Origin of the sequence: Microtetraspora sp. NBRC 16547, assembly GCF_030268965.1 — a bacterium.
GTDB lineage: Bacteria > Actinomycetota > Actinomycetes > Streptosporangiales > Streptosporangiaceae > Microtetraspora.
The window spans coordinates 1-21709 of sequence record NZ_BSSE01000035.1 but is presented as its reverse complement, the minus strand read 5'-3'; the positions used below and the strand labels follow the sequence as shown (position 1 = coordinate 21709).

Here is a 21709-nt window from a genome sequence, read left to right as displayed (position 1 = left end):
TTCACCGGAAACCGCGTCCGCCGGGCGCCGCGCTTCTGGTCAGTCCGCAATGTAGCTGATCGAGCGCACCTCATACCCGGACGAGCGCGACCCGGTCACGTGGATCAGCATGGCCCCGCCCTCGTAGGAGTAGGCGCAGCTGAAGCCCTTCGGCTCGACCGTGCACCCCTGGGGGTAGTACGTCACGCCGGCCGGGTCGTACTTCGCGCGGAACAGGGAGGAGACGGCCGCCGTCGAGGCGACTTCCAGCCCGCGGTCGCGATTACCCTTCTGCCACGCGGAGAACAGGTACGCCGCCGCCGTTGACGGGCGGGTGAGGTGACGGGACTCGTAGACCCGTGTCACCTTCGTCCCCGAGACGATCATCAGGATCCCGTTCAGGCCGCCCGGCACCCGGACGCTGGTGTGCGTGAACCGGCACCGGTTCCCGGTGCATCCGGCGAAGCCGTCGGGCGCGCGGTAGACGTAGGAGAACAGCGTGTTCACCGCGGACGGCGAGGCGACCTGGGCCGCCGCCGCGCGGTCGCCGCGCAGCCAGGCGTCGAACAGCCGCTTGGCGACCGTCGCCGGCGCGACCGGAGCGGTCCGGGCGGCCGGAGCGCTCGGAACGGCGTGGTCACCTGACCCCGTCCCGGAGGCGGGGGAGGGGAGCAACAGCGCGGCCGCGGCCATCGTCGCGGCTGCCCCCGTTAGCCATCGTATCGACATGATCGGGACGCTACCGGTGCCCGCTTGCACGCGGTTTGCGCGGCGCTTGCGGCGTGGGGAACTGGGTGCGGTCCCATACGGCGTATTGCTGGGCGCCGGCCAGGACACGGATCGCCCGGACCTGTTAGCCGCGGTGGAACCACCACTTTTCGCCCGTCGACCGGGACGTCCGTGACCGTCCGGCCGCAGAAGCCGTGTACACGGCCGGTCAGCACCCCGCACACCGGGCACGGCACAGGCTCATCCCGAGTGCGGGCTATGACCCTAATGAGGTCGTTCTCGTCCACCACATCCTCGATGACCAGGTCAGACAGCCCCGAGAACACCACGCCCATCAGATCGTTGATCTTCAACACGCCTCAGGCTGGCAGCTGATCACTCAGCGCCACCACCGATTACGGGACAGAGCCGAGTCGGCCTGGAGCGCGGTATCGGGATTACTCCCGGTCCGTTTCTCCAGACCGCTCGCCGAACCCGCCGTGCGCCTCTCAACGCAACGGGCTCTCCACGGTTTCTGCCGTCATGCGGGTGTGGCCCAAGGGTTGGGGATCTTGCTACTCCGCCAGCGATATCGGGTAACCGTGATCTTGGCGATATCGAACAGCTCGGTCCCGTCCGTCGCCGTAATGGGCAGCCACCACCCGGTCGGGGTGGTGAACTGGCGTCGGACGTCCTTCCAGCTCCAGCGGTGCCGGACTTGCAGCATCCGGATCAGCCGCCACCACGCAAATTGGTGAAGGGCTGAGAACCGGTCTTTGGCCACGGCGTGCTTGAAGTAGTTGGCCCAGCCGCGCATGATCTGGTTGAGCCTGATCAGCACGGACCTCAGGTCTTGTTGCGACTTCCTGTGGGTCAGGGCACGGATCTTGGCCTTCAACGACCGGATGGGCCGGTCTGCGATGAAGGTGTAGACGTACCACTTATCGGTTCCCCTCTTGCGGCGCCACTGGATGCGGAACCCCAGAAAGTCGAACCCGTCGCTCAGATGCACGATCTGGGTCTTGGCTGGTGACAGCTGTAACCCGATCGGTTCCAGCACTCTCGCGACGTCCTCGCGCACCGCCAGCGTGTCGGCCTGTGTCCCGTGGACCAGGACGACGAAGTCGTCGGCGTAGCGGACCAGCCGCCAAGTCGGTAGCCCCTTGCGGCGGCGGTGTCCGCGTTTGCCCTCGCTCGACATCGTCCCGCCGGGCTTCCATGGCTCCATCAGGTGCTCATCGAGCACCGACAAGGCGATGTTGGCCAGCAGCGGAGACAGGATGCCGCCCTGCGGCGTCCCGGTCGTGGTGCTCTTGTTCTCACCGAGCTCAGTCAAGATCCCGGCTTTCAGGAACGCTTTGACCAGTGCCAGAACGCGTTTGTCCTTCACCCGGCAACGCACCCGCTCCATCAGGGCCGTGTGGTCGATCCGGTCGAAGCACGCCTCGATGTCCGCATCCAGCACCCACCGATAGCCTCGGGTGCCGAAATGATGAATCTCAGCGATCGCATCCTGAGCACGCCGGTTGGGCCGGAACCCATATGAGACCGGTTCGAAGTCAGCCTCGAAGATCGGTTCCAGCACGAGTTTCAGCGCGGCCTGCACGACCCGGTCGGCCACCGTCGGAATCCCGAGAGCGCGGACCTTTCCCTTTCCTGCCCCACCCGGTTTGGGGATCTTGCGTTCCCGCACCGGCAAAGGCCGGAACGAACCATCCTTCAGGGAGGTTCGCAGGTCGTCCAGGAACCCCGGAACACCGATGCGCTCCTCGACGTCGGTGGCCGTCAGGCCGTCCACGCCGGGAGTGCGTGCTCCGCGGTTGCCCGCAACCCGATCGAACGCCACGAGTAGCGTCGCCGGGTCATGCACGAAGTTGAACAGGTCGTCGAACCGGCGGCCAGGATCAGCCGCCGCCCAACGGTGAAGCTTGGCCTGCATCTCCGATACCCGCCGACTCGGCCCCAGTGGGACCGCCTCCGGCCAGGCGCCGCCATTCGGCGGCGCGTCTTTCGGCATTGCAGCCTCCATCCCTTCTCGAAGCCGCTGCCGCCCTTCGCCATGTGACCGGCTCTCCCGGCCTCGGACTACTACGGCGGCTCCGCCCCACCCGGCCCGTCCAGTGGTCGATGCACCTATCCCGGCCAACGGGCTGGATGCCCACGGCCTGGAGCTGCGACCGGGTGGTTCCCGTGTTCACTGTGATTCGCTCGACGAAGTAGGAGCCCGACTTTGTCCCTGCGGCCTCGCCATGAGTACGCCGCAGACCTTCCTCATGGCCTCCCTGCCGGCAACGGCAAACCGACCCAGGAGTTCCCCGCCAGCCTCGGCCGGCGGGTGCGCACCGCGTCCTGCCCAGATCCACCAGGTTCGAGCAGGCGTCCAGTTGAGGGACTTAACGACGTCGGTTCCTCTCGTACTCCTCTCCATCACGCTCACCGGACCCGCACCATCTGGCAGTACTGGCACGTCCCGGCTTTGTCAGGGCTGCTCCCGCCCTCCCCGGCATCACCCGGATCAGGCTGCCCTCAGCTTCACCGACCTGCTGCGACAGGCCGAAGGCGAAGGTCTCCCACCTCCGCTCAAATCACAGCGCTTCACGGCGCACGCCGAAGACTGGACAGACCCGCGTACAGCTTCGTCACGCGCTTTCGTGACGTGGGAGACGCTGTATGACCTGCTGAATCCTGGTCAGCGAATCGATGACGCCGTGAGCTCACTCGCCATCGGCGTCGGCTCCGTCCGCGGCCATGAGGGTTTTGAGCAGTGCGGCGGGCGGCGTTCCGCGGCCGGCCGTGAGTGCGGAAGCGAAGGCCGCCTCGCCGAGCTCGGCGCGCAGCGTGAGCCGCAGCCGGCTGTCGCCTGGACCGCCGTTGCCGGTGGGTGTCGCGGCGCCAAGCAACTGGGCGGATCGGGCCGCGAAGCCGGCGGCGTGTTCGGTCTCAGCGAGTAGCCGCAGGCCGGTAGCGATCAGATTGTGGTCGTTGATGGCGATCGCGGTGTCGACACCCTTGAGGAGATGGCGTCGCGCGCGCCGGTGGTGGCCGTGTGAGGCGGCTGCGCGGCCGAGCCCTAGAAGGCAGTGGGTCGCACAGCGGAGGTCTCCGATGCGGTGGAATTCCGGGAGGAGATCGGTGAGAAGTGCCGTTGCCGCCTCTTGGTCGTTTCGGTGCTGGGTGAGGCGGGCTCGGTGGAGTTGGGCGTGGAGGCGTTCGTGGTCGCTTCCCGTGCGCAGGGCGAGGTCGAGTGCCTCGTTCAGGCAGGCCTCGGCCTCTGTCAGGCGAATCTCGTCGCGGATCAGTCGGCCCGCGAGGTGGTTGAGACAGTTGGCGCGTTTCACGCGGTCGCCTAGCCGTCCGAACAGGGCCGCCGCGGCGCTGAGCCGACCCACCGCGGTCGCGGTGTCGGCCGCCATGCTCCCGAGCACGGACAGTGCCAGCGCGTGATGCCAGTCATCACCCAGCCGTTCGAAGACCGCGGCCGCGTCGTCGAGTGCCCGGGCCGCTTCGGCGTGTCCGCGCCGGTGAACGGCCACGCAGCCGACCGCCAAGTCGGCCAACGCCTGCTCCTCCTCGGTCGCCGCGTGGTCCGCCGCCCAGCCGGCCAGCTCCAGTGCCCTGTCAGTGTCCTGGTAGCAGAGCAGAAGGCAGGAGGTGATCGCGGCGCGGACACCCGCGGAGCCTTCCGGGAGGGGCCGGTCAAGCAGCGCGTTCACCCAGGTGAACAGTTCGCCGCGTGCCCCGAGGGTCTCCCATCCGGTGCCGACGCCGGCGAGAAAGCCCCAAGCCGCGGCGGTGCCACCGGAGTCGAGGGCGCGTCGCACGGCCATCCTCAGATCGGTCCAGCGGTCGGTGAACCAGCGCAGGGCTGCCGTCTGGTTCCCTCCTCTCAGCGCGGGAACGATCGACACGGCGTGCGTCAGATGGTGGCGGGCGTGCCGGTCGTGGATCTGCTCGTACTCTTGCCGTTCGGCCAGCCTGTGGTGAGTGAACTGGCGGACGCTGTCGAGCAGGCGGTACCGCGTGTGCCCGCCTTGGCGGCGGGCAGAGATCATCGAGCGGTCCAGCAGGCGCGGGAAGACCCGGGTGAGGTCGGTGTCGGTGAGCGGTGGCGCGGCCAACACCTGCGTCGCAGTGTCGTAGTCGAACTCGCCGGGGAACACCGAGCAGCGGTCCAGCAGGAGGCGCTCGTCGTCGTCCAGAAGGTCGTAGCTCCACCGCAGGGCCTCCTCAAGGGTGCGGTGGCGGTTGGGACGCGGCGCATCGGTCAGCAGCGCGAACCGGTCGTCGAGCAGGCGCAGCAGCTCGGCGGGCGAGGCGAACCGGGTACGGGCGGCGGCCAGTTCGATGGCCAGCGGCAACCCGTCCAGGCGGCGGCAGATTGCGGCGAGCACAGTCGCGTCGGCCGGCGTGATGGTGAGGCCGGGCGCGACGGCTGCCGCGCGGTCGGTGAACAGCCGGACGGCGGCGCAGTCCAGGATCTCTCCGGAATCGGCGGCCTCGTCAGGAATCGGCAGCGGCGGAAGCTGATAGACGGCCTCGCCGCTCACTCCCAGCGGCCCATAGCTGGTCGCCAGCACGCGCAGACCGTCGGCCGCCGCCAGCAGACCGGCCAGCAGGGCCGCGACGGCGTCGGCGACGTGCTCGCAGTTGTCGACCAACAGCCAGCACGGGCGTGCTCGGATCGCGGCGATGATCTGCGGGCCGAGGTCCCCGCCGTCGCCGCCCGCGCCGAGGGCGTCGGCGAACGTCCGGTCGACCGGTCTGCCGGGCGGGACCGAGGCCAGATCGACCAGGACCGCGGGAGGCAGCCCGACGGCCTCGTGGGCCACGCGCAGGGCGACGCGCGTCTTCCCGATGCCCGCGGGCCCCGTCAGAGTCACCATACGGTCATCGGCGACCAGTTCGGCGAGGTCGCGGAGCTCATGCTCCCTGCCGACGAACGACGACAGATGCCTGGGCAGAGCGTGAGCTCGATTCCGGAGCCGCGCCGCGCCTTCGACCAGGTCCCTCCTGGCCGTGTGGCCGAGCTTGCGCAGCAGGGACGACACATGGCTCTCCACGGTCCGCTCGGATAGCCCGAGCCGATCGGCGATCTCACGGTTCGTCAACCGCTCACCGACCAGCCAGAAGACCTCCGCCTCCCGCCTGGTGACCCCGGCATCCCGCAACGTCCCCGGTATCGCGGCGTCCTCCATGACGCGATCATCCCCCAGAAAAGTTCCGTACTGAGCACGGATGTCCCCGCTTCGAGAATGACGTGTGATATCGGGAGCCTCCCGAAAGGACAAACGAATGGCAAGCTCCGTCACCGAAATGATCGCTCACGCTCGCGCACAGGTTCGGAACCTGTCGGTCGCGGAGGTGGCCGAGGCCCTGGAGTCCGGCACGGTGACCTTGATCGATCTGCGTGAACCCGGCGAGGTTGCCCGCGACGGCAGCGTTCCGGGCTCTGTCCTCGCTCCGCGCGGCATGCTTGAGTTCTGGGCCGATCCGGCCAGCCCCTACCATCGGCCCGAGTTCGATCCCGCCGCCACGACCATTCTGTACTGCGCATCAGGCGGCCGTTCCGCGCTCGCCACCCTGGCGCTGCAGGAACTCGGCTACGCCAACGTCGCCCACCTCGACGGAGGCATCAATGCCTGGAAAGAGCACGGCCGCCCCGTGACTCTCCAGGCGGAGGAGGACCGCCGATGACAGGACACGCGCTCGGCGAGAGGTTCGCGCAGGCTCTTGCCGCCAAGGACCGCGGCACGCTGCGCACCCTGCTCGGCGACCCGCTCGACTTCAAGGCCCTCACCCCCGGAACCCACTGGGACGCCGACAGCCTCGGCGAGGTCGTCGACCAGATCATTCTTGGTCACTGGTTCGGACCCGACGACGACATCGAACGTCTCCTGCACGTCGCCACCGACCGCATGGGCGACCGCGAACATCTCGCCTACCGCCTGCAGGTCCGTACCGGATCCACTCGCTACCTGGTCGAACAGCAGGTCTACTACAACGTCGCCAGCGAACGAATCACATGGCTGCGCATCCTGTGCTCTGGTTTCCAGCCCATCCCGGACCAGAAACCCGACCCGGCATGATCTCCAACAGCTTGAGGCGTCGTGCTCGACCGCTGTCAGCGTCGGCTTGTGAGGTCGGGGCCGGGGGCTTCAGGTGCCGAGTAAGCGGCTAAGCCGCTGACATGCCATGAGGAACCCGCTGACGGCAGTGACGAAACCCCTGACCAACTAGGTGACCATTCTCACGGTGGCCTCCACGCTCACCGTCCGCTGCGCGCCTTCCGCAGTCATCGGTGGCGCGTGACCCGCGTGCGATTACTTGCGGGAATTGGCAATCTCCCAAGCTATCGACGCCGGCTTCGACGCAAGATCTCGCAATTTCTGACTTATGGTTTCCAGAAATCCAGAAATTGCTAGAGTTGTCGACCATGACGACCTCTCCGGCGGCGACGCCGTGCAGGCACTGCGGCATGCCGATCGAGAAGCAGACCGGGCGGGGGAGACCCCGGGAGTACTGTCCGGAGGGCGACTGCCAGTCGGCGGCCAAGCGCGAGCGGGAATTGCGCCGGGCGACGCCCGGACTCGAAGGCGCGCTGGCCCGGGCCGAGGATCTCTACGAGCGCATGGAGAAGGGGCTGGCTGCCGCGATCACACCGCTCGCGCAGGTGCTGGCGGATGAGCTGAGCCCCGCCGGAGTGGAGGCGAGGCTGAGCGCGATCCAGGCCGAGGCGCACACCCGCGTCGCCATCGCCCGCACCGAACGGGAGCAGGCGTTCGAGCAGGTACGGCTGGCGCACGAAGCGACCGAGGAGGCCAGGCGGGAGACGGAGGAGGCGCGCCGCCGGGCCGAGGAGGCGCACGCTGAGCGTGACACCGCGTTCGCGGACGCGGAGACCGCCAGGGAACAGGCGCTGGCCGCGCTTCGCGAGGCCGCGACGACGGAAAGGGTGGCCAAGCAGGCGGCGGAGGACGCCCGCAAGCGCGCGGACCTGGCCGAGGCCTCCAGGGAACAGGCGCTCGCCGAGCTGGCCGAGCACACCGAGCGCTCCTCCGCCGAGGTGCAGCAGACGCAGGCGGAGGCCGAACAGGCGCGGCAGGAGAGTGAGCGGGCCCAAGCCGAGGCGTCCAGTGCCAGGGCCGAGGCGGAGATGGCGCGGCGCGCGCACCGGGAGGCCGAACAGGCGAGCGCGGCGGCCATCGCACGGGCCCACGCAACGGAGGCCGAGCGCGACCGCGCCGTCACCCGCGCCGACGGGGAACGCGACCGGGCGGAGGCGGCCGAGTCGGCCCGCGCGCTCGCGGCCGCGGAGACCGCGCGGACTCAGGTCGAGGCCGCGAAAGCCACGGCGGACGCGCGCGCCGCGACCGAGGAGCTGGCCAAGGCGGCCGAACAGGCCGGTGCGGCCGCCGCCGAGCGGGAGCGACTGCACGCCGAGCTGGCCCTGGAGCGGGCGCGCCTGCAGGATCTACGGGCACAGCTCGACGCGGCACGGGCGGAGGCGGCTCAGCTTCGCGAGCGCGCGGTCGCGGCCGAGTTCCGGGCGAGCCGCCTTGAGGAGGCGGCCGCCGAGAACGCGAACGCCAACGAGCAGGCTCCCCGCACTCCCTGACTTTCCCCGAGTCCTTCTCCATCGAGGTCGGTGTCGGCGTGCGTGACGAGGGAGGTCAGCGCAGGCAGGGCGGGCGGGCTGCGGCGGCATCGGGTGTTGCTGCCGGGGGTGACCGTGCTGGAGCAGCTGGTGGCGGGAGATCTGAACACGCCGCCGGTCCCCGCTGCGAGCACTTTGGGGGAGGGGCAAGGTGAGTCTCACGTGGCGGTGTCGGGGGCTCTACCTCCGGCGGGCTTCGAGCGCATCCAGAATCAGGTCCAAGCCGTAGCTGAACTCGCTCGTGTGGTCGTAGTCCGGCCGCAGAGCGTGGTCGACGATCATCTCTGTGAGGTACGGCAACTCGTCCGCCGGCAGGTGCTCGAGGATGCTGCCGGCCACGTCCTCGACATCGTCCGGCGTCGTCATCGGCAGGTTCGCCTCCTGGAGGACGAACCCGCCGATGTAGCTGTCGATGAGCGAGACAGCGTGCGCGGCCATCGGCAGCGTGAACCCTGCCTCCCGGAGGACACCGAGGACGGCGTCGTGGTGGCGTAGCGTCGCCGGCCCCGGGTTACGACGGGAGTCCATGAGGCCGAGAGCCCAGCTGTGCTGCGACAGGACCGCACGCGCAGAGGAAGCGCGCACACGGATCGCGTCGCGCCAATCGTCACACTCGACGCTGGGTAGCTCGATCGCCGTGAACACCATGTCGACCACGCCGTCGAGGATCGCGTCCTTGTTCGGCACGTGGTGGTAGAGCGACATCGCCTCCACGCCCAGTTCCTGCGCCACCCGTCGCATCGTGATCGCCTCTACGCCGCCTCGATCCGCGACCCGGATCGCCGCTTCCAGCACGAGGCCTCTGCTGAGCGGTTGTGGTGGTGGTGACACGACGGCTCCGGGGTATGGGCGGTTGACAACCTTACAAGCGTAAGCCAACCTTACACACGTAAGCTGGCCTTACTGATGTAAGTCCTCCCGGGTTGGCATCAGCTGGGGCTCGGCGAACGTCTGACCTGCGACGCGCCCCGCCGGGGCGGGAGAAGGAGATCCCGATGCCGATGCCGAAGTGGTGGGGGCACGTGAACAAGAGGGTGTTCAACCCTCGCGCGATCGCGGGCGGGAGGTGGCCGGTGCTGATTCACGTCGGTCGCGTCTCTGGCACGACGTACCGCACGCCGCTCGATGCGCATCCTGTCGACGGCGGCTACTTGTTCGTTCTGGTGTACGGATCGCGCTCGGACTGGGTGCAGAACGTTCTGGCAGCCGACGGTGCGCGGCTCCGGGTCGACGGGAGGGAGGTGGAACTCGCCGCCCCACGCCTCGTCGGGGAACGCGAGGCGTTCCGGGCCCTCTCCGATGAGGTGGCACGCCCACCGAGGCTGCTCCGCATCACCGAGTTCCTCCGTATGGACGTGGTCGCAGGCTGACGATCGACGTCTAGCGCGAAGCGCCAGATACGCCAGCAGCAGCCACAGCCGTACACGCACCCCGCGCGGCAGGGTTTGGTCGCGGGCCAGCCGGTGGATGAGCCGCAACAGGTCCGGCAGCAGCTGGATCGCCTCGGTCAGCAGGTTCCCACATGGGCGGACGAGGGCCAGGGCGGCGACAGCGAGCAGACACAGGGAGCTGAACCGGCTGGGCGGCCGCAAGGTTCCCAAGGGCGCGCCGACCTCGTTCGTTACCGCCCGGTACGCCGAGTACCTGGACAAGGCACGCGAGGCCGGGGACGACACGGCGTTTCGGCACTACTGGGAGCGCGGCGGGTACACAGCCGGGCCGCTGTTCCGGGCCAGCATCAACAGCACCGGCGGGCCGCCGCGCCGCACGAGTCCACCTACGGCGACCTGTCCGGCCTTGACGATCTGGAGCGCGCCCGCCGGGTCTGGGAAGTGAGCCGCCGAGCCGGGTTTCGAGATCCGGGGGCTGGAGCGGTGCCTGCCGCTGTTCGGCCTGTAGGCGGGCAGCCCAGGCGGCGGTATTTGCCGGGGGCCATGCCGTACTCGCGCTTGAAGGCATTGGCGAAGGCGAACTCCGAGCCGTAGCCGACCGCGGCAGCGATCTCGCTCAGCGCGGCGTCGGAGTCGCGCAGCATGCGCGCGGCCGTGCCCAGCCGCCACCAGGTCAGATAGGTCAGCGGCGGCTGCCCGACGAACTGGGTGAACCGGCGGGAGAACGCCGCGCGGGAGAGACCGGCGCGGCGGCCGAGCGACTCGACCGTCCACGGGTGGGCAGGGTCGCGGTGGATGCCGTCGAGCGCGGCGCCGATGGCCGGGTCGGCCAGCGCGGCGGCCCAGCTGTCAACCTTGCAGTGCTCCATCGAGACGTCGAACCAAGCACGCAGGATGTACAGCAGCAGCATGTCCAGCAGCGCCGACACCACCATGTCCGCGCCTGGCCGCGGGTCGTCGATCTCCTTGCCGAGCAGCTCGACGGCGGCGCGCAGTTCGGTGTTGTGCCCCAGCCTGGCGGGCAGGTGGATCATCTCGGGCAGCCCTCTGAGCAGCGGATGCGCCCGGCTGGAGTCGAGCTGGTAGCCGCCGCAGAGCGTCACGGTGACGGGCCCGGTGCCCTCCATAGAGGCCGAGGCGAATAGCTCGGCGTGGGCATAGGGATCACAGTCGGGCTCCGCGATGGGGCTGGTGGGCGAGTCGGTCAGCGCGTAGCCGTGCCCGTGGGGGAAGAACAGCACGTCGCCCGTCCCGACCGGGATCGGCTCGCCCTCTGGCGGGATCGCCCAGCACGAGCCCTGCAGCACCACCTGGAAGCCCGCCGAGCCAGGCGCTGACGGGAACCGCTGCCCCCACGGCGCCGGCCACTCGACACGCGCCGAGCGCGGCACGCCCATGCGCATGGAGGCGATCACGTCGCTCAGCACGTCCATGACGTAAGTCTAACGTGGGAGACGATCGCGTATAAATTGCAGACAGAAGCGCATTGGACGCCTCACTCATGGCTCATATGGTTGACGGCATGATAAAAGTCCTGGTCAGCGGGGCGACCGGCACGATCGGCCGCTCTCTGGTGAACCAACTTGAAGACGCGGGCGCCGACGTGCGCACGGTGACGAGGGAGCTGACCAACCCGGTCGCGCTGGAGGCGGCTCTCGACGGTGTCGACGCGGTGTTCCTGCTGTGGCCGTTCGCCTCGGCTGAGGGCGCCCGCGAGGTGCTGGAGCTGATCGGGGCGCGGCGGGTGGTCTACCTGTCCTCGGCCGCCGCCCGCCCGCACGAGGTCGAGATCGAGCGCCTGATCGCTGGGACCGCCCGGGAGTGGACGGTGCTGCGCCCGCACGCGTTCGCGGCCAACACCTTGCGGTGGGCCGAGCAGGTCCGCGCGGGCGTCGTGCGGCAGCCGTACGGCGACGCGGCCTTTTCCCCCATCCACGAGCGAGACGTCGCAGCCGTCGCGGTGCGCGCGCTGCTCGACGAAGGGCGCCACGGCGCGGTCTACACGCTGACCGGACCCCGGCCGCTGACCCAGCGGGAGCAGGCGCGGGCGATCGGCGCCGCGATCGGCCGGCCGGTGCGCTGGGAGGAGGAGCCTCCGGAGGAGGCCAGGCTACGGCTGCTCGGGCTGGGGTGGCCCGCGCCGGCCGTGGACGGGATGCTGCGCGGTCTCGCCGAGCCCGGCCCGGCCACCGGGACCGTGGAGGAGGTCACCGGAGCGCCCGCGAGCACGTTCGAGACGTGGGCGAGCGAGCACGCCGCGGACTTCCTCGGCACCATGCGGGCCGCCCGCATCCACGAGTACGGCGACGCCTCGGTGATCTCGCTGGACGAGGTGCCGGTGCCGAAGCCTGGGCCGGGCGAGGTGCTCATCAGGGTGGCCGCGACGTCGTTCAACCCGTCGGAGGTCGGCCTACGGATGGGCCTGCTGCAGGACGTGCTCGGCGTCACGCTGCCGCACACGCTCGGCTGGGACGTCGCGGGCACCGTGGTCACCGGGGCGGGTGACCTCGCCCCCGGCGACCAAGTGATCGGGCTCATCGACGGGGCGGCGGCCGAGTACGCGGTCGCGAAGGCGAGCGGGCTGGCCAGGGCACCGGAGCGGATCCCGCTGGCGGACGCGGCTGCCGTGCCGGTAGCCGGGCTCACCGCGTGGCAGGCGGTCTTTGAGCATGCCCGCATCGGCCGCGGCAGCCGGGTGCTGATCAACGGGGCCGGCGGCGGCGTCGGGCTGTTTGCCGTGCAGCTGGCCAAGCATGCGGGCGCGCACGTGGTGGCGACCGCCAGCCCGCGCAGCGCCGCTGCCGTGCGGGCGCTGGGCGCCGACGAGGTCGTCGACTACACCACCGCTCCGCTGCCGGGCGGCAACGACGTGCTGATCAACCTGGTGGCCGACGTGCCCGCCTCGGTGACGCGGCTGGCCAGGGAGTTCGTTTCGATCACCCAGCCGATCGAGCATCCGCGCGCCGTCCAGTTCGTGGCCCGCAACAACCCAGGCCAGCTGACCGAGCTCGTGGCGCTGATCGACAAGGGCGTGGTGGATGTCAAGGCGGACGCTCGCCCGCTGGAGTCCCTGGCAGACCTGCACCGGGCCGCCGAGCGCGGCCTTATTCGCGGAAAAATCATACTGAAGGTGGAGAAATGATCAAAATTGGCATCATTGTCGGCAGCACGCGGCCGGGGCGCAACGGCGAGGCCGTCGCCCGCTGGGTCCATGACCACGCGGTCAGGCGCGGCGACGCGCACTACGAGCTGGTCGACCTGAAGGACTACGACCTGCCCCACCTCGACGAACCGCTCGCCGCGGCCACCGGGGTCTACGAGCACCCGCATACCAAGACGTGGTCCGACACCATCGACGGCTTCGACGGCTTCGTCTTCGTGACGCCCGAGTACAACCACTCGACCACCGGCGCGCTCAAAACCGCCATCGACTTCCTGTTCGCCGAGTGGCACGACAAGGCCGCAGGCGTGGTCGGCTACGGCGTCAGCGGCGGCGTGCGGGCGGCCGAGCACCTGCGGCAGGTGCTCGGCCAGGTCAAGGTGGCCGACGTCCAGGCGGCCGTGGAGCTGCTGATGCACGCCGACTTCGAGGACTTCACCACCTTCAAGCCCGCCGCGCACCAGGAGGACATGCTGAGCAAGCTGCTCGACCAGGTCGTCTCCTGGAGCAAGGCGCTGCGACCGCTCAGAATGTGAAGTGCCGCAGCCACGTGCCGGCACCCCGCCCCCCGGCACCGGCCGTCGAGGACACCCCGGGCGCGGACATCCGCATCGGCTACGCCCGCTGTGTGCGGGTGCGTCCGCAGTTTGAGGAGGCGCTTCGCACGGTGCGGGAGATCAAGGCGCACGCCCCGCACAGCCGGGTGCCGTCGAGGCGGCCCACGCCGACTTCGCCGCCCTCCAGGCCGACGAGATCCCCGGCTCTCGTACGGGGACGGCGCAGCCCGCTCGCTGACGCGGCACTGCGTCAGTCGCTACTGCTAATTCCCGTTCCGATACTCCCCGAGGGCCTACCTGACCGCCGTCGGCGCGGGGGCATTTTGCGAAACCTGTTTTGCGAGAGGTTCTGAGATCCGTCAGCGGCCAGAACCGAGGTCTGGCCGCTGACAGCGATCACCTTGACGGTGCTGATCATCATTGACGGTTACGCCCTGCCGGTCTTTGCCCGATCGGGATGGCTCTCGTGCAGGAGGGAGCGCAGTTCGGCGGTGTCGATGATGTGGGCCAGTCTCGGGAAAATGCTGGTCATCAGGGTCTGGTGGGCTTGCGGGTCCGGGTCGGTGACGCCGTCGGAGAGGACGTAGAGCTGGTAGTCGCGGTCGGCGGCGTCAGTGACGGTGGACAGTACGACGCCGCTGGTGGTGATGCCAGCGATGACCAGGGTGGTGATTCCGCGATCCCGCAGTTGCCGGTCCAGATCTGTGGTGGACAACGCGCCGTAGCGGGTCTTGCGGACGGTGATGTCGCCGGGCTCAGGAGCGAGCTGACGGTGGACGTCTGTGGCGGGATCCGCGTGGTGCATGAGGCGCTGCTGCCCGAGGAAGGAGAAAGTCTTGTTGGCCGGCGGGATCGCCGCCCAGTCGGCTTCGGTGAATCCGACTCGCACGTAGGCGATGGCGGCGCCGTGTGCTCGCATGTCGGCGATGGCGCCGGCCACCCGTGACAGCAGCGCTTCCGGGTCGGTCAGGCCGGGGAGCGAGGCCAGGATGCCCTGCTGGTAATCCATGACGAGCAGCGCGGCCGTCCGGGGGTCCAGCGCCGGGGTCGTGGCGGTCATTTTCTCTCCTTGGGTGATAAAAGCGCCCTGACACGCGAGATCGCACGCCGGGGCCGGCTACACATTGGGCACATGAGCCACGATCTCCGGCTCGGCAAGGGGCGCCGCGGCCCGTCGGGGGAGCAGCAGCGGGGTCGCCAGCAGGAGCACGCCGGCCAGGCCGATGGCCGTGCGCGGGCCGAGCAGGCCGCCCAGCGCACCCCATGCGGCCGTCAGGAGCGCGGTCGAGGCCTTGGTCGTCACCGACCAGGCGGACAGCGTGCGGGTGACCCGCCCGGTCGCGGTGCGCTCGAGGCGGTAGGTGGCGTAGACGGGGTTGAAGACCCCGCAGCAGAAGATCAGCCCGAGTTCGACGCCCATCACCAGCAGCAGCCCTCCGGTCCCCGGCCCCAGGAAGGCCAGCCCGACGGGCCAGATCGCGCGCAGCGCCCCGGCCACGACCAGGACCTGGTGCTGCCCGAACCGGGTGACGAGCGGTCGGGCCAGCCGCGAACCGAGCAGCCCGCCGATCGCGGGCGCGGCGAAGGCGAGGCCGTACTGCCACGGTGCGAACCCGAGTTGGCCGAGCATCAGGACGGCCAGCAGCGCGTCGGCGGCCATCACCAGGCCGTTGAACAAGGCGGTGTTGAAGAACAGCGGACGCAGCGTCGTGTCGGCAAGGATGTACCGCCAACCGTCGAGCAGGTCCCCGGCCCGCATGCGCGCGGCCTCCCGGCGCTCGGGCCGCGGCTCCTGGCTGCCCGTCGCGCGGATGCCCAGGGCCGAGAGCAGGAAGCTGACCGCGTCGGCCACCACCGTCGCCACCGGACCGAGGAGCCCGATCGCGGCACCGCCCAGCGGCGGTCCGATGATCGTGGTCGTCCAGGCCGTGGATTCGAATCGGGCGTTGGCGACGAGCAGGTCCTCGCCCGGCAGCAGCGTCTTCAGGTACGCGCCGGAGGCGGCGCGGAAGGTGATGTCGGCCGCCGCGACGACGACCGAGACCAGCAGGAGCTGGACGAAGGAGAGCACGCCGAGCGCGAACGCGGCGGGGATTGTCAGCAGCGCCGCGAACCGCACCAGGTCCATCCCGATCAGCACCGGCCGTTTGCGGCGGAACTCCACCCACGGGCCGAGCGGCACCGCCACGGCCGCGCCCACCGCAGCCCCCACGGCGGACAACGCCGCGACCTCCGCCGGCCCGGCGTGCAGCACCTGGATCGCGATCAGCGGGAACGCGCCGAAGGCGAGCCACGTGCCGAGCGCGCTGGTCCCGTACGCTCCCCAGAGCCACCCGAACCGCCGCCCTAACCGGTGCCCGTTCCTCATGTCCGACGCCCCTCGTCACTCACTCGCACAACCGATCCGCGATCGGAAGCATCAAAGCGAGCACCGTGCCCGGGGATCAAACAACCGTAGGGCCGCCCGGCCACAACCAACGGTTGTATCCATAAAGTGTCCGCATGGACCTCGACACCGTCCGGACCTTCGTCGCCGCCGCCGACGCGGGGCAATTCCAGGAGGCCGCCGCCGAGCTGGCGGTCACCCAGCAGGCCGTCTCCAAGCGCATCGCCGCGCTGGAGCGCAACCTCGGCGTGCGGCTGTTCACCCGCACGCCGCGCGGCGCCGAGCTCACCATCGACGGGCAGGCGTTCCTGCCCCATGCCCGGGAGCTGCTGCGCGGCGCCGAGCGCGCGGTCGCGTCCGTGGGCACCGGCCGCCGTCCGCTGCGCGTCGACATGATCGCTTCGCGCAGCGCGGCGTCAGGCCTGATGCGCGGCTTCCACCGCGCGCACCCCGAGATCGACCTCGACGTGGTGATGCTGTTCGAGATCGAGAAGGCCGTCGCCGCCATTCGGTCCGGTGCGATCGACGCGTCCTTCCGCGCCGTCGCCATGCCCGGCCGGCCCCTTCCTGAGGACATCGAGTCCGTCCGGGTGCTCGACGAGCCGCTCCAGCTCCTCATCGGCCCCGCCCACGCGCTGGCGTCCGCCCGGTCGGTGACCGTCGCTCAGCTCGCCGGGCACCGGATCTGGATGCCCGGCCTCGCCCCCGGAACCGAGTGGACCGCCTACTACGACGACCTCATCGCCGAGTTCGGCCTCACCATCGAGGCGACCGGCCCCAACTTCGGCTCCGACGCGCTCCTCGACACCATCGCCGACACCCCGGCCCTGGCCACCTTCATGGGCGGGCAGACCCGCCTCGTCTGGCCCGCCGGCCACGGCCTGCGCCGCATCCCGGTGACCGACCCCACGCCCGTTTACCCGCATTCGCTCCTGTGGCACCGCGACAACCCCCACCCCGCGCTGGCCACCCTCCGCGCCCACCTCGCCGCCACAGCGGCCGGCCATGACGCCGCCGGGACCTGGGCGCCGGACTGGGCAATCCCGCGCTGAACGCCGCCGCCTCAGCGGGCCGGACCGATGGACCGGGAGTCAGGAGGCTGACCTATACAGCTCGCAGCGGCCCCGACACCATGCCGCGTGCCGGGGTTCGCTGCCGCGCTCTGGTTGCGATCATCGCGCTGGAGGCGGCATCGCTCCCGCTCAAGCGGCGCGGCACCGCGGACGAAGTCGCCCGTTGGATCGTCGCGCTCGTCGACCCCGCTGCGGAGTGGGTCACTGGCCAAGTGATCGCGATCGACGGCGGGATGGCGATCGCATGACCCGCCGCGTCCTGATCATCGGAGCTGGATTCACCGGCCTGGCCTTGGCCAACGGGCTCCGCCGCGCCGGCGACATCGAGGTCACCGTCGTCGAGCAGGCGCCGGTCATCACCGAAGCCGGCTGGGCGATCAGCCTGACCGACAGGCATCTCGAAGCCCTGCGGCAACTGGGCTTGGTGCCGCGGGATCTGACCGCGGATCCGCTCGCCCGAACCATCATGTTCGACCCGAACACCTCCGTCCCGGTCCGAATCACCGCCATGGACGGGGTCGTGACGACCCGTTCCGAGCTGCAGCTGTGGCTCTGGGAACCCGTCGGCGCCCTGGTGCGCGGCGCTCAGCACGTCGAAGGCCTGGCCGCGGAAGTCAACCGCGTACCCGCTGTCGCGCAAACTTGCCCGCGAGCACTGGCTCCACGGAAGGCTGTTTCGCGCCCGGACGGGGCTGCCGACGCCCTTGGTCACGCCCATCGGGCCCGGGGCAGCTGTTCCCGGAAGGTTTGGCGGCAGCCGCGGGTCGGGCAGACCAGGCGGCGGATCCGTACCACCACCAGCACGTGGCGTGCATCGACCGGGACGTCGGCAACGCTCCGCTCGTGATAGCCGTGCACACGTGCCGTCTCAGCGCCGCAGCCCGGACAGGCGACCGGCCTGTCCGGGGTTCGCGCCCGTACCTGGATCCACTCGCCCTCGTCCGCCACGTCCTCCACGACCAGTGGCGATAATCCGGAACACACCACGTTCACAAGCTCGTCGAGATCATGAACGGCTTACCGTTACGTACCGGGACGTTCCGTCACCACCGAAATCTGCGACAGAGCCCTTTTCTTGACACTCCCGGTCGGGCAGCCAGTCACCGTCAAAGCGGGTCGGCGGCCAGTCCGCACAGCGGCAATCGCCTGGCGATCCCGGGCGCCGCCTTCGGCGAGCGGGCGGGCATGGATGGTGCGATTGATGCGCGTGCGTGTCAGCCCAGCCTGACCAGCCTGACAGCCTGCTTGAGGAAGACGATGCCGTCGATCATGTCGAGCTGGGCCGGGTCCAGCGGGAAATAGGCGAAATCGTGGGAGATGCGCGGGGCGGGCTTCGTGATGGCCTCGGCCAGGCGGCGGGCGTCGATGAGCGAGTGGTCCCACGGGAGCGTGGACAGGATGCCCTCGACGGTGTCCGAGGGCGGGGTGTCGTCGCCGACCGTGCCGAAGGCGGAGGCCAGGAAGGCGTACCGGTCGCCCAGGTGCGTTTCGGCGATCGCCCCCGCACTCCACCACTCCAGCGTCTGGTCGCCGAACGACATCAAGCTCTTGTTCCGCTGCAGGTGCAGGTTGCTGGCGAAAACCAGGGCCGGGCCGTTCTCGGCGACGGCACACAGGTTGGCGGCCATCATCGCGTCCCGCAGGGCCGACAGCCGGGTCCACCGTTCCGGGGAGGCGTCGGCCAGCCAGTAGTGGTAGCGAAGCAGGCCGACGGCGGTGCGGCCGTAGAGTGCCGCCCGTTCCCTGTCCTCCGCGCTCAGCCGCGGCGCCTGCGTGTCGAGCAGCGCCACCAGGTCGTCGGCGACCAGTCGCAGCCGCTGGGCGTCGGCGGACTGGCCGATCGACTGGGACGGATCCATGGCCGTGGCCTCGTTCGACCACCGGTCGTCCGGGCCGAGCAGCGCGTCGAGGGTTTCCACGCTGCAGGGGAGCGGGCCGTCGAGGAGGGCGTGGAGGGCGGTGAGCGCCTGGCGCGGACTCGCCGCCCAGTACTCCAGCGGGCCGTCGAACCCGAAGAACCGGAGCTTTTCGTCATGCTCCTCGTTGTACGCCCGCATCCAGCGCACGAGCTCGCGGTTGGCGGGTGAGGCGCCGAAGCCGTGGCTGAAGCCGCGTTCCATGATGTCGTCGAGCGTGCCGGCGCCCGTCGTGAGGTAGTCGTCCACCACGAGGCCCATGAGACAGTCGCTCTCGATGGCGAACGACCGGTAGCCCTCGTGCTCGACCAGATGCCGGAAGATCTCGTTGCGCAGCTCGCCCAGCTCCCCCACGAAGTGCCTGGCCTCGCCCAGGCCGAGCAACTGGGGCCGGGCGGGAAGCGACCGGAGGAACGCCGAGACGCCCGCGCCATCGAGCGGCCGGGCCGTGTCCTTGATATCCATACCTTCAACGGTATCGCTGAACACTCGGTGTAAACTTTTCCGTGAAATCCCCTTCTCGTCGCGACGGACCTTCAATCGGTGATGCATCCATGAGGCCAGTGGACCTGGCGCGCGAGCACGGCCTGTCCACCCAGGCGATCAGGAACTACGAGGACGCCGGCATCCTGCCCGCCGCCGAACGCACCGTCCACGGCTACCGCACCTATACGCCGCTGCACGCGCAAGCCCTGCGCGCGTTCCTCGCCCTCGTGCCCGGGCACGGCCACCAGACGGCCACGTCGATCATGCAGGCGGTCAACCGGGGTGCCACCGAGGACGCGCTGCGGCTCATCGACGAGAGCCACGGCCAGCTCCTCGACGACCGCCGCACCCTCCACGCCGTCGAAGCCGCGCTCCGCGATCTGGCGCCCGTGCCGCAGGAACGCGGCGACACCTTCATCGGCCCCCTGGCCAGGAGGCTCGGCATCCGCCCTGCCACCCTGCGCAAATGGGAGAACGCCGGGCTGGTCCGGCCGCGCCGCGACCCGCAGACGGGCTACCGGATCTACAGCGCGGCCGACGTACGGGACGTCCGGCTGGCCCACCAGCTCAGGCGGGGCGGCTACCTGCTGGAGCAGATCGCCCCGCTGATCGCCCAGGTCCGCTCCGCCGGAGGCGTCGCCCCGCTGGAGTCGACCCTGCGCGACTGGCAGGCCCGCCTGTCCGCCCGGGGCCGCGCCATGCTCAAGGGCGCCGCCGACCTGGACGCGTACCTCTGCGCCCGCGAACCCTGAGGCCGAGTCACGTCCACCACAGGAAACGGCATGACCACGGAAGGAAACCATGCACACGCGTGGGCGGGCCCTGATCGCCGGCCGGCCCTACGCGGACCTGCGACGGCCGCTGCGGGCGGCCGGGGCGGGCGGCCGGGGCGGGTTTCAGCGGTATATAGCGAGGAACCCCGGGCGTTCACGCCCGGGAGGAATCGCTTCCCTCGCCTCGCCCGGACGCTAGTCCGGGCGCTTCTGATTCTCGATGTACTCCTTGATGATCGACAGCGGGGCGCCGCCGCAGGACGCCGCGAAGTACGACGGTGACCAGAAATGGCCGCCCCACAGGTACCTGCGGACAAGTGGGGAAACCCCTTGCGCAGCAACCGGGCCGAAACACCCTTGAGGGAGTTGACCAAAGTGGACAGGGCGACATTGGGCGGATAGTGGACCAGCAGGTGGACATGGTCATGTTCGCCATTGAACTCGACCAGTTCCGCGCCGAAGCTGTCGCACACCTCGATCGTGATCACTTCGCGGCGTGCCAGGAGTTCGTCGGTGACACACCACGCCGGTACTTGGTGGTGGAGACCGGATGCGCGTGGAGGCTGTAGGCCTGTAGACCACACTGCGACCTTGGCGGACATCCGGATTCGGTTTCCATCACGGCGACATGAACCAACCGATAATGTGTTCGATGTGAAGCTGGTGGTGCAGGTGAGGCTCCAGCCGACGGCCGAGCAGGCGGCGGCTCTGGAGGCGACCCTGCGCGCCTGCAACGACGCCGCGAACTTCGCCTCGGTGACGGCGTTCACGACCGGGGACCGTCGCGAGTACGCGTTGCGCAAGCACACCTATCGCGAGGTGAAAGCGCGCGGGTTGGGGGCGCAGGCCGCCCAGCATGTGATCAAGAAGGTCGCCGACGCCTACACCACACTGAAAGCCAACATCCGGGCCGGGAACCTGGGACCGGAAGGCTCCCGGCGCCGCGCGCGGGCCGCAAGTAAACCGATCGTCTTCCGCGCCGGTGCCGCGCAGCCGTTCGATGACCGCTGCCTGTCCTGGCAGATCGACGCGCGCACGGTGTCGATCTGGACCACGACCGGCCGGTTGAAGAATGTCGCGTTCACCGGGTCGGCCGACCAGTTCAAGATGCTCGCCTTGTACCGGAAGGGCGAATCCGACCTGGTCTGCCGGGATGGCATGTGGTTTCTGTACGCGACCTGCGAGATCCCTGATGTTCCGGTCACCGAACCGGACGGGTTCATCGGGGTGGATCTGGGCATCGCCAACATCGCCACCACCAGCGACGGCGCCCGCCACTGCGGTAAGGGCCTGAACGCGGTCCGCCACCGCAACCGGGAGCTGCGCCGCCGGTTGCAGGCCAAGGCCACCAGGTCCGCCAAACGGCTGCTGAAGAAGCGTCGCCGCAGGGAGGCGCGGTTCGCCGCCGATACCAATCACCGCATCGCCAAACGCATCGTGACCGAGGCAGAACGCACCGGACGCGGGATCGCTCTGGAAGACCTGGGCGGGATCCGTGACCGGGTACGGCTCCGCAAGCCCCAGCGGGTCACGCTGCACTCGTGGAGTTTCCACCAGTTGGGGAGCTTCATCGTCTACAAGGCGGCCCGGCATGGGGTCGCCGTGATCCACGTTGATCCGGCCTAC

Annotated in this window: 19 protein-coding genes and 3 pseudogenes; 12 read left to right on the top strand and 10 right to left on the bottom strand. The window is 69.7% G+C overall.

Going from position 1 to position 21709, the window contains the following annotated elements; all coding sequences use genetic code 11:
• Positions 1-39: 39 nt before the first annotated feature.
• The 3 genes from QSK17_RS31630 to QSK17_RS31615 form a co-directional block, all read right to left on the bottom strand.
• Positions 40-708, bottom strand: a complete 669-nt coding sequence (locus QSK17_RS31630; protein WP_285709382.1) for a hypothetical protein — start codon at positions 706-708, stop codon at positions 40-42.
• Positions 709-1228: 520 nt separating this feature from the next.
• Positions 1229-2704, bottom strand: a complete 1476-nt coding sequence (gene ltrA / locus QSK17_RS31620; protein ID WP_285709380.1) for a group II intron reverse transcriptase/maturase — start codon at positions 2702-2704, stop codon at positions 1229-1231.
• Between the two features lie 697 nt (positions 2705-3401).
• Positions 3402-5882 (bottom strand): ATP-binding protein, encoded by a 2481-nt coding sequence (locus QSK17_RS31615; RefSeq protein ID WP_285709379.1) that lies wholly within the window; start codon positions 5880-5882, stop codon positions 3402-3404.
• 97 nt (positions 5883-5979) lie between these two features.
• Between QSK17_RS31615 and QSK17_RS31610 the strand changes: the two genes are divergently transcribed.
• The 3 genes from QSK17_RS31610 to QSK17_RS31600 all read left to right on the top strand — a co-directional run bounded on the left by QSK17_RS31610 (position 5980) and on the right by QSK17_RS31600 (position 8302).
• Positions 5980-6381 carry a rhodanese-like domain-containing protein gene (locus QSK17_RS31610; protein ID WP_285709378.1) on the top strand — a complete coding sequence of 134 codons (402 nt, stop codon included), beginning with the start codon at positions 5980-5982 and terminating at the stop codon, positions 6379-6381.
• Positions 6378-6773, top strand: a complete 396-nt coding sequence (locus tag QSK17_RS31605; RefSeq protein ID WP_285709377.1) for a hypothetical protein — start codon at positions 6378-6380, stop codon at positions 6771-6773. The genes QSK17_RS31610 and QSK17_RS31605 overlap by 4 nt, the downstream gene beginning before the upstream one ends.
• 347 nt (positions 6774-7120) lie before the next feature.
• Complete coding sequence (locus tag QSK17_RS31600; protein ID WP_285709375.1) at positions 7121-8302, top strand: coiled-coil domain-containing protein; 1182 nt, start codon at positions 7121-7123, stop codon at positions 8300-8302.
• Positions 8303-8521: 219 nt separating this feature from the next.
• On the opposite strand, the gene QSK17_RS31595 is transcribed toward QSK17_RS31600, so the two are convergent.
• The gene (locus tag QSK17_RS31595; protein WP_502889331.1) at positions 8522-9082 is read right to left on the bottom strand and encodes a TetR/AcrR family transcriptional regulator C-terminal domain-containing protein; all 561 of its coding nucleotides are present in this window, start codon (positions 9080-9082) and stop codon (positions 8522-8524) included.
• 254 nt (positions 9083-9336) lie between these two features.
• Here QSK17_RS31595 and QSK17_RS31590 point away from each other — a divergent pair, with 254 nt between their 5' ends.
• On the top strand, positions 9337-9711 hold the full coding sequence (locus QSK17_RS31590) for a nitroreductase family deazaflavin-dependent oxidoreductase (RefSeq protein WP_285709369.1): 375 nt from the start codon (positions 9337-9339) through the stop codon (positions 9709-9711).
• Between the two features lie 97 nt (positions 9712-9808).
• Positions 9809-10177: a hypothetical protein gene (locus QSK17_RS31585; protein ID WP_285709367.1), complete on the top strand. Its 369-nt coding sequence runs from the start codon at positions 9809-9811 to the stop codon at positions 10175-10177.
• Here QSK17_RS31585 and QSK17_RS31580 read toward each other — a convergent pair.
• On the bottom strand, positions 10119-11165 hold the full coding sequence (locus QSK17_RS31580) for an AraC family transcriptional regulator (RefSeq protein ID WP_285709364.1): 1047 nt from the start codon (positions 11163-11165) through the stop codon (positions 10119-10121). The genes QSK17_RS31585 and QSK17_RS31580 overlap by 59 nt on opposite strands.
• 89 nt (positions 11166-11254) lie before the next feature.
• Between QSK17_RS31580 and QSK17_RS31575 the strand changes: the two genes are divergently transcribed.
• On the top strand, positions 11255-12874 hold the full coding sequence (locus tag QSK17_RS31575) for an alcohol dehydrogenase catalytic domain-containing protein (protein WP_285709361.1): 1620 nt from the start codon (positions 11255-11257) through the stop codon (positions 12872-12874).
• Positions 12871-13428 (top strand): NADPH-dependent FMN reductase, encoded by a 558-nt coding sequence (locus QSK17_RS31570; protein WP_285709359.1) that lies wholly within the window; start codon positions 12871-12873, stop codon positions 13426-13428. Before QSK17_RS31575 ends, QSK17_RS31570 begins: the two co-directional genes overlap by 4 nt.
• Before the next feature lie 448 nt (positions 13429-13876).
• On the opposite strand, the gene QSK17_RS31565 is transcribed toward QSK17_RS31570, so the two are convergent.
• The gene (locus tag QSK17_RS31565; RefSeq protein ID WP_285709358.1) at positions 13877-14509 is read right to left on the bottom strand and encodes a cysteine hydrolase family protein; all 633 of its coding nucleotides are present in this window, start codon (positions 14507-14509) and stop codon (positions 13877-13879) included.
• Positions 14510-14566: 57 nt separating this feature from the next.
• Positions 14567-15817, bottom strand: coding sequence for an MFS transporter (locus QSK17_RS31560; RefSeq protein WP_285709357.1), 1251 nt, complete (start codon positions 15815-15817; stop codon positions 14567-14569).
• A gap of 134 nt (positions 15818-15951) precedes the next feature.
• Here QSK17_RS31560 and QSK17_RS31555 point away from each other — a divergent pair, with 134 nt between their 5' ends.
• The 3 genes and pseudogenes from QSK17_RS31555 to QSK17_RS31545 form a co-directional block, all read left to right on the top strand.
• Entirely contained in the window at positions 15952-16887 is a 936-nt protein-coding gene (locus tag QSK17_RS31555) for a LysR family transcriptional regulator (RefSeq protein WP_285709356.1), read from the top strand.
• Between the two features lie 80 nt (positions 16888-16967).
• A complete protein-coding gene (locus tag QSK17_RS31550) occupies positions 16968-17156 on the top strand; it encodes an SDR family oxidoreductase (RefSeq protein WP_285709354.1) in 189 nt (62 codons plus the stop codon).
• A pseudogene (locus QSK17_RS31545) lies at positions 17153-17329 on the top strand (FAD-dependent oxidoreductase); the annotation flags it as partial. The gene QSK17_RS31550 and the pseudogene QSK17_RS31545, both read left to right, overlap by 4 nt.
• Before the next feature lie 305 nt (positions 17330-17634).
• Here QSK17_RS31545 and QSK17_RS31540 read toward each other — a convergent pair.
• Both QSK17_RS31540 and QSK17_RS31535 read right to left on the bottom strand, forming a co-directional pair.
• Positions 17635-17901: pseudogene (locus tag QSK17_RS31540) on the bottom strand (transposase family protein); the annotation flags it as partial.
• A gap of 221 nt (positions 17902-18122) precedes the next feature.
• Positions 18123-19289 (bottom strand): erythromycin esterase family protein, encoded by a 1167-nt coding sequence (locus tag QSK17_RS31535; protein WP_285709352.1) that lies wholly within the window; start codon positions 19287-19289, stop codon positions 18123-18125.
• Positions 19290-19378: 89 nt separating this feature from the next.
• Between QSK17_RS31535 and QSK17_RS31530 the strand changes: the two genes are divergently transcribed.
• Positions 19379-20062, top strand: coding sequence for a TioE family transcriptional regulator (locus tag QSK17_RS31530; RefSeq protein WP_285709349.1), 684 nt, complete (start codon positions 19379-19381; stop codon positions 20060-20062).
• 216 nt (positions 20063-20278) lie between these two features.
• On the opposite strand, the pseudogene tnpA reads toward QSK17_RS31530, so the two are convergent.
• Positions 20279-20665: pseudogene (gene tnpA, locus QSK17_RS31525) on the bottom strand (IS200/IS605 family transposase).
• 72 nt (positions 20666-20737) lie between these two features.
• On the opposite strand from tnpA, the gene QSK17_RS31520 reads away from it, so the two are divergent.
• Positions 20738-21709, top strand: a 972-nt coding sequence (locus QSK17_RS31520; protein ID WP_285709347.1) for an RNA-guided endonuclease TnpB family protein, incomplete at its 3' end; no start/stop codon positions are given.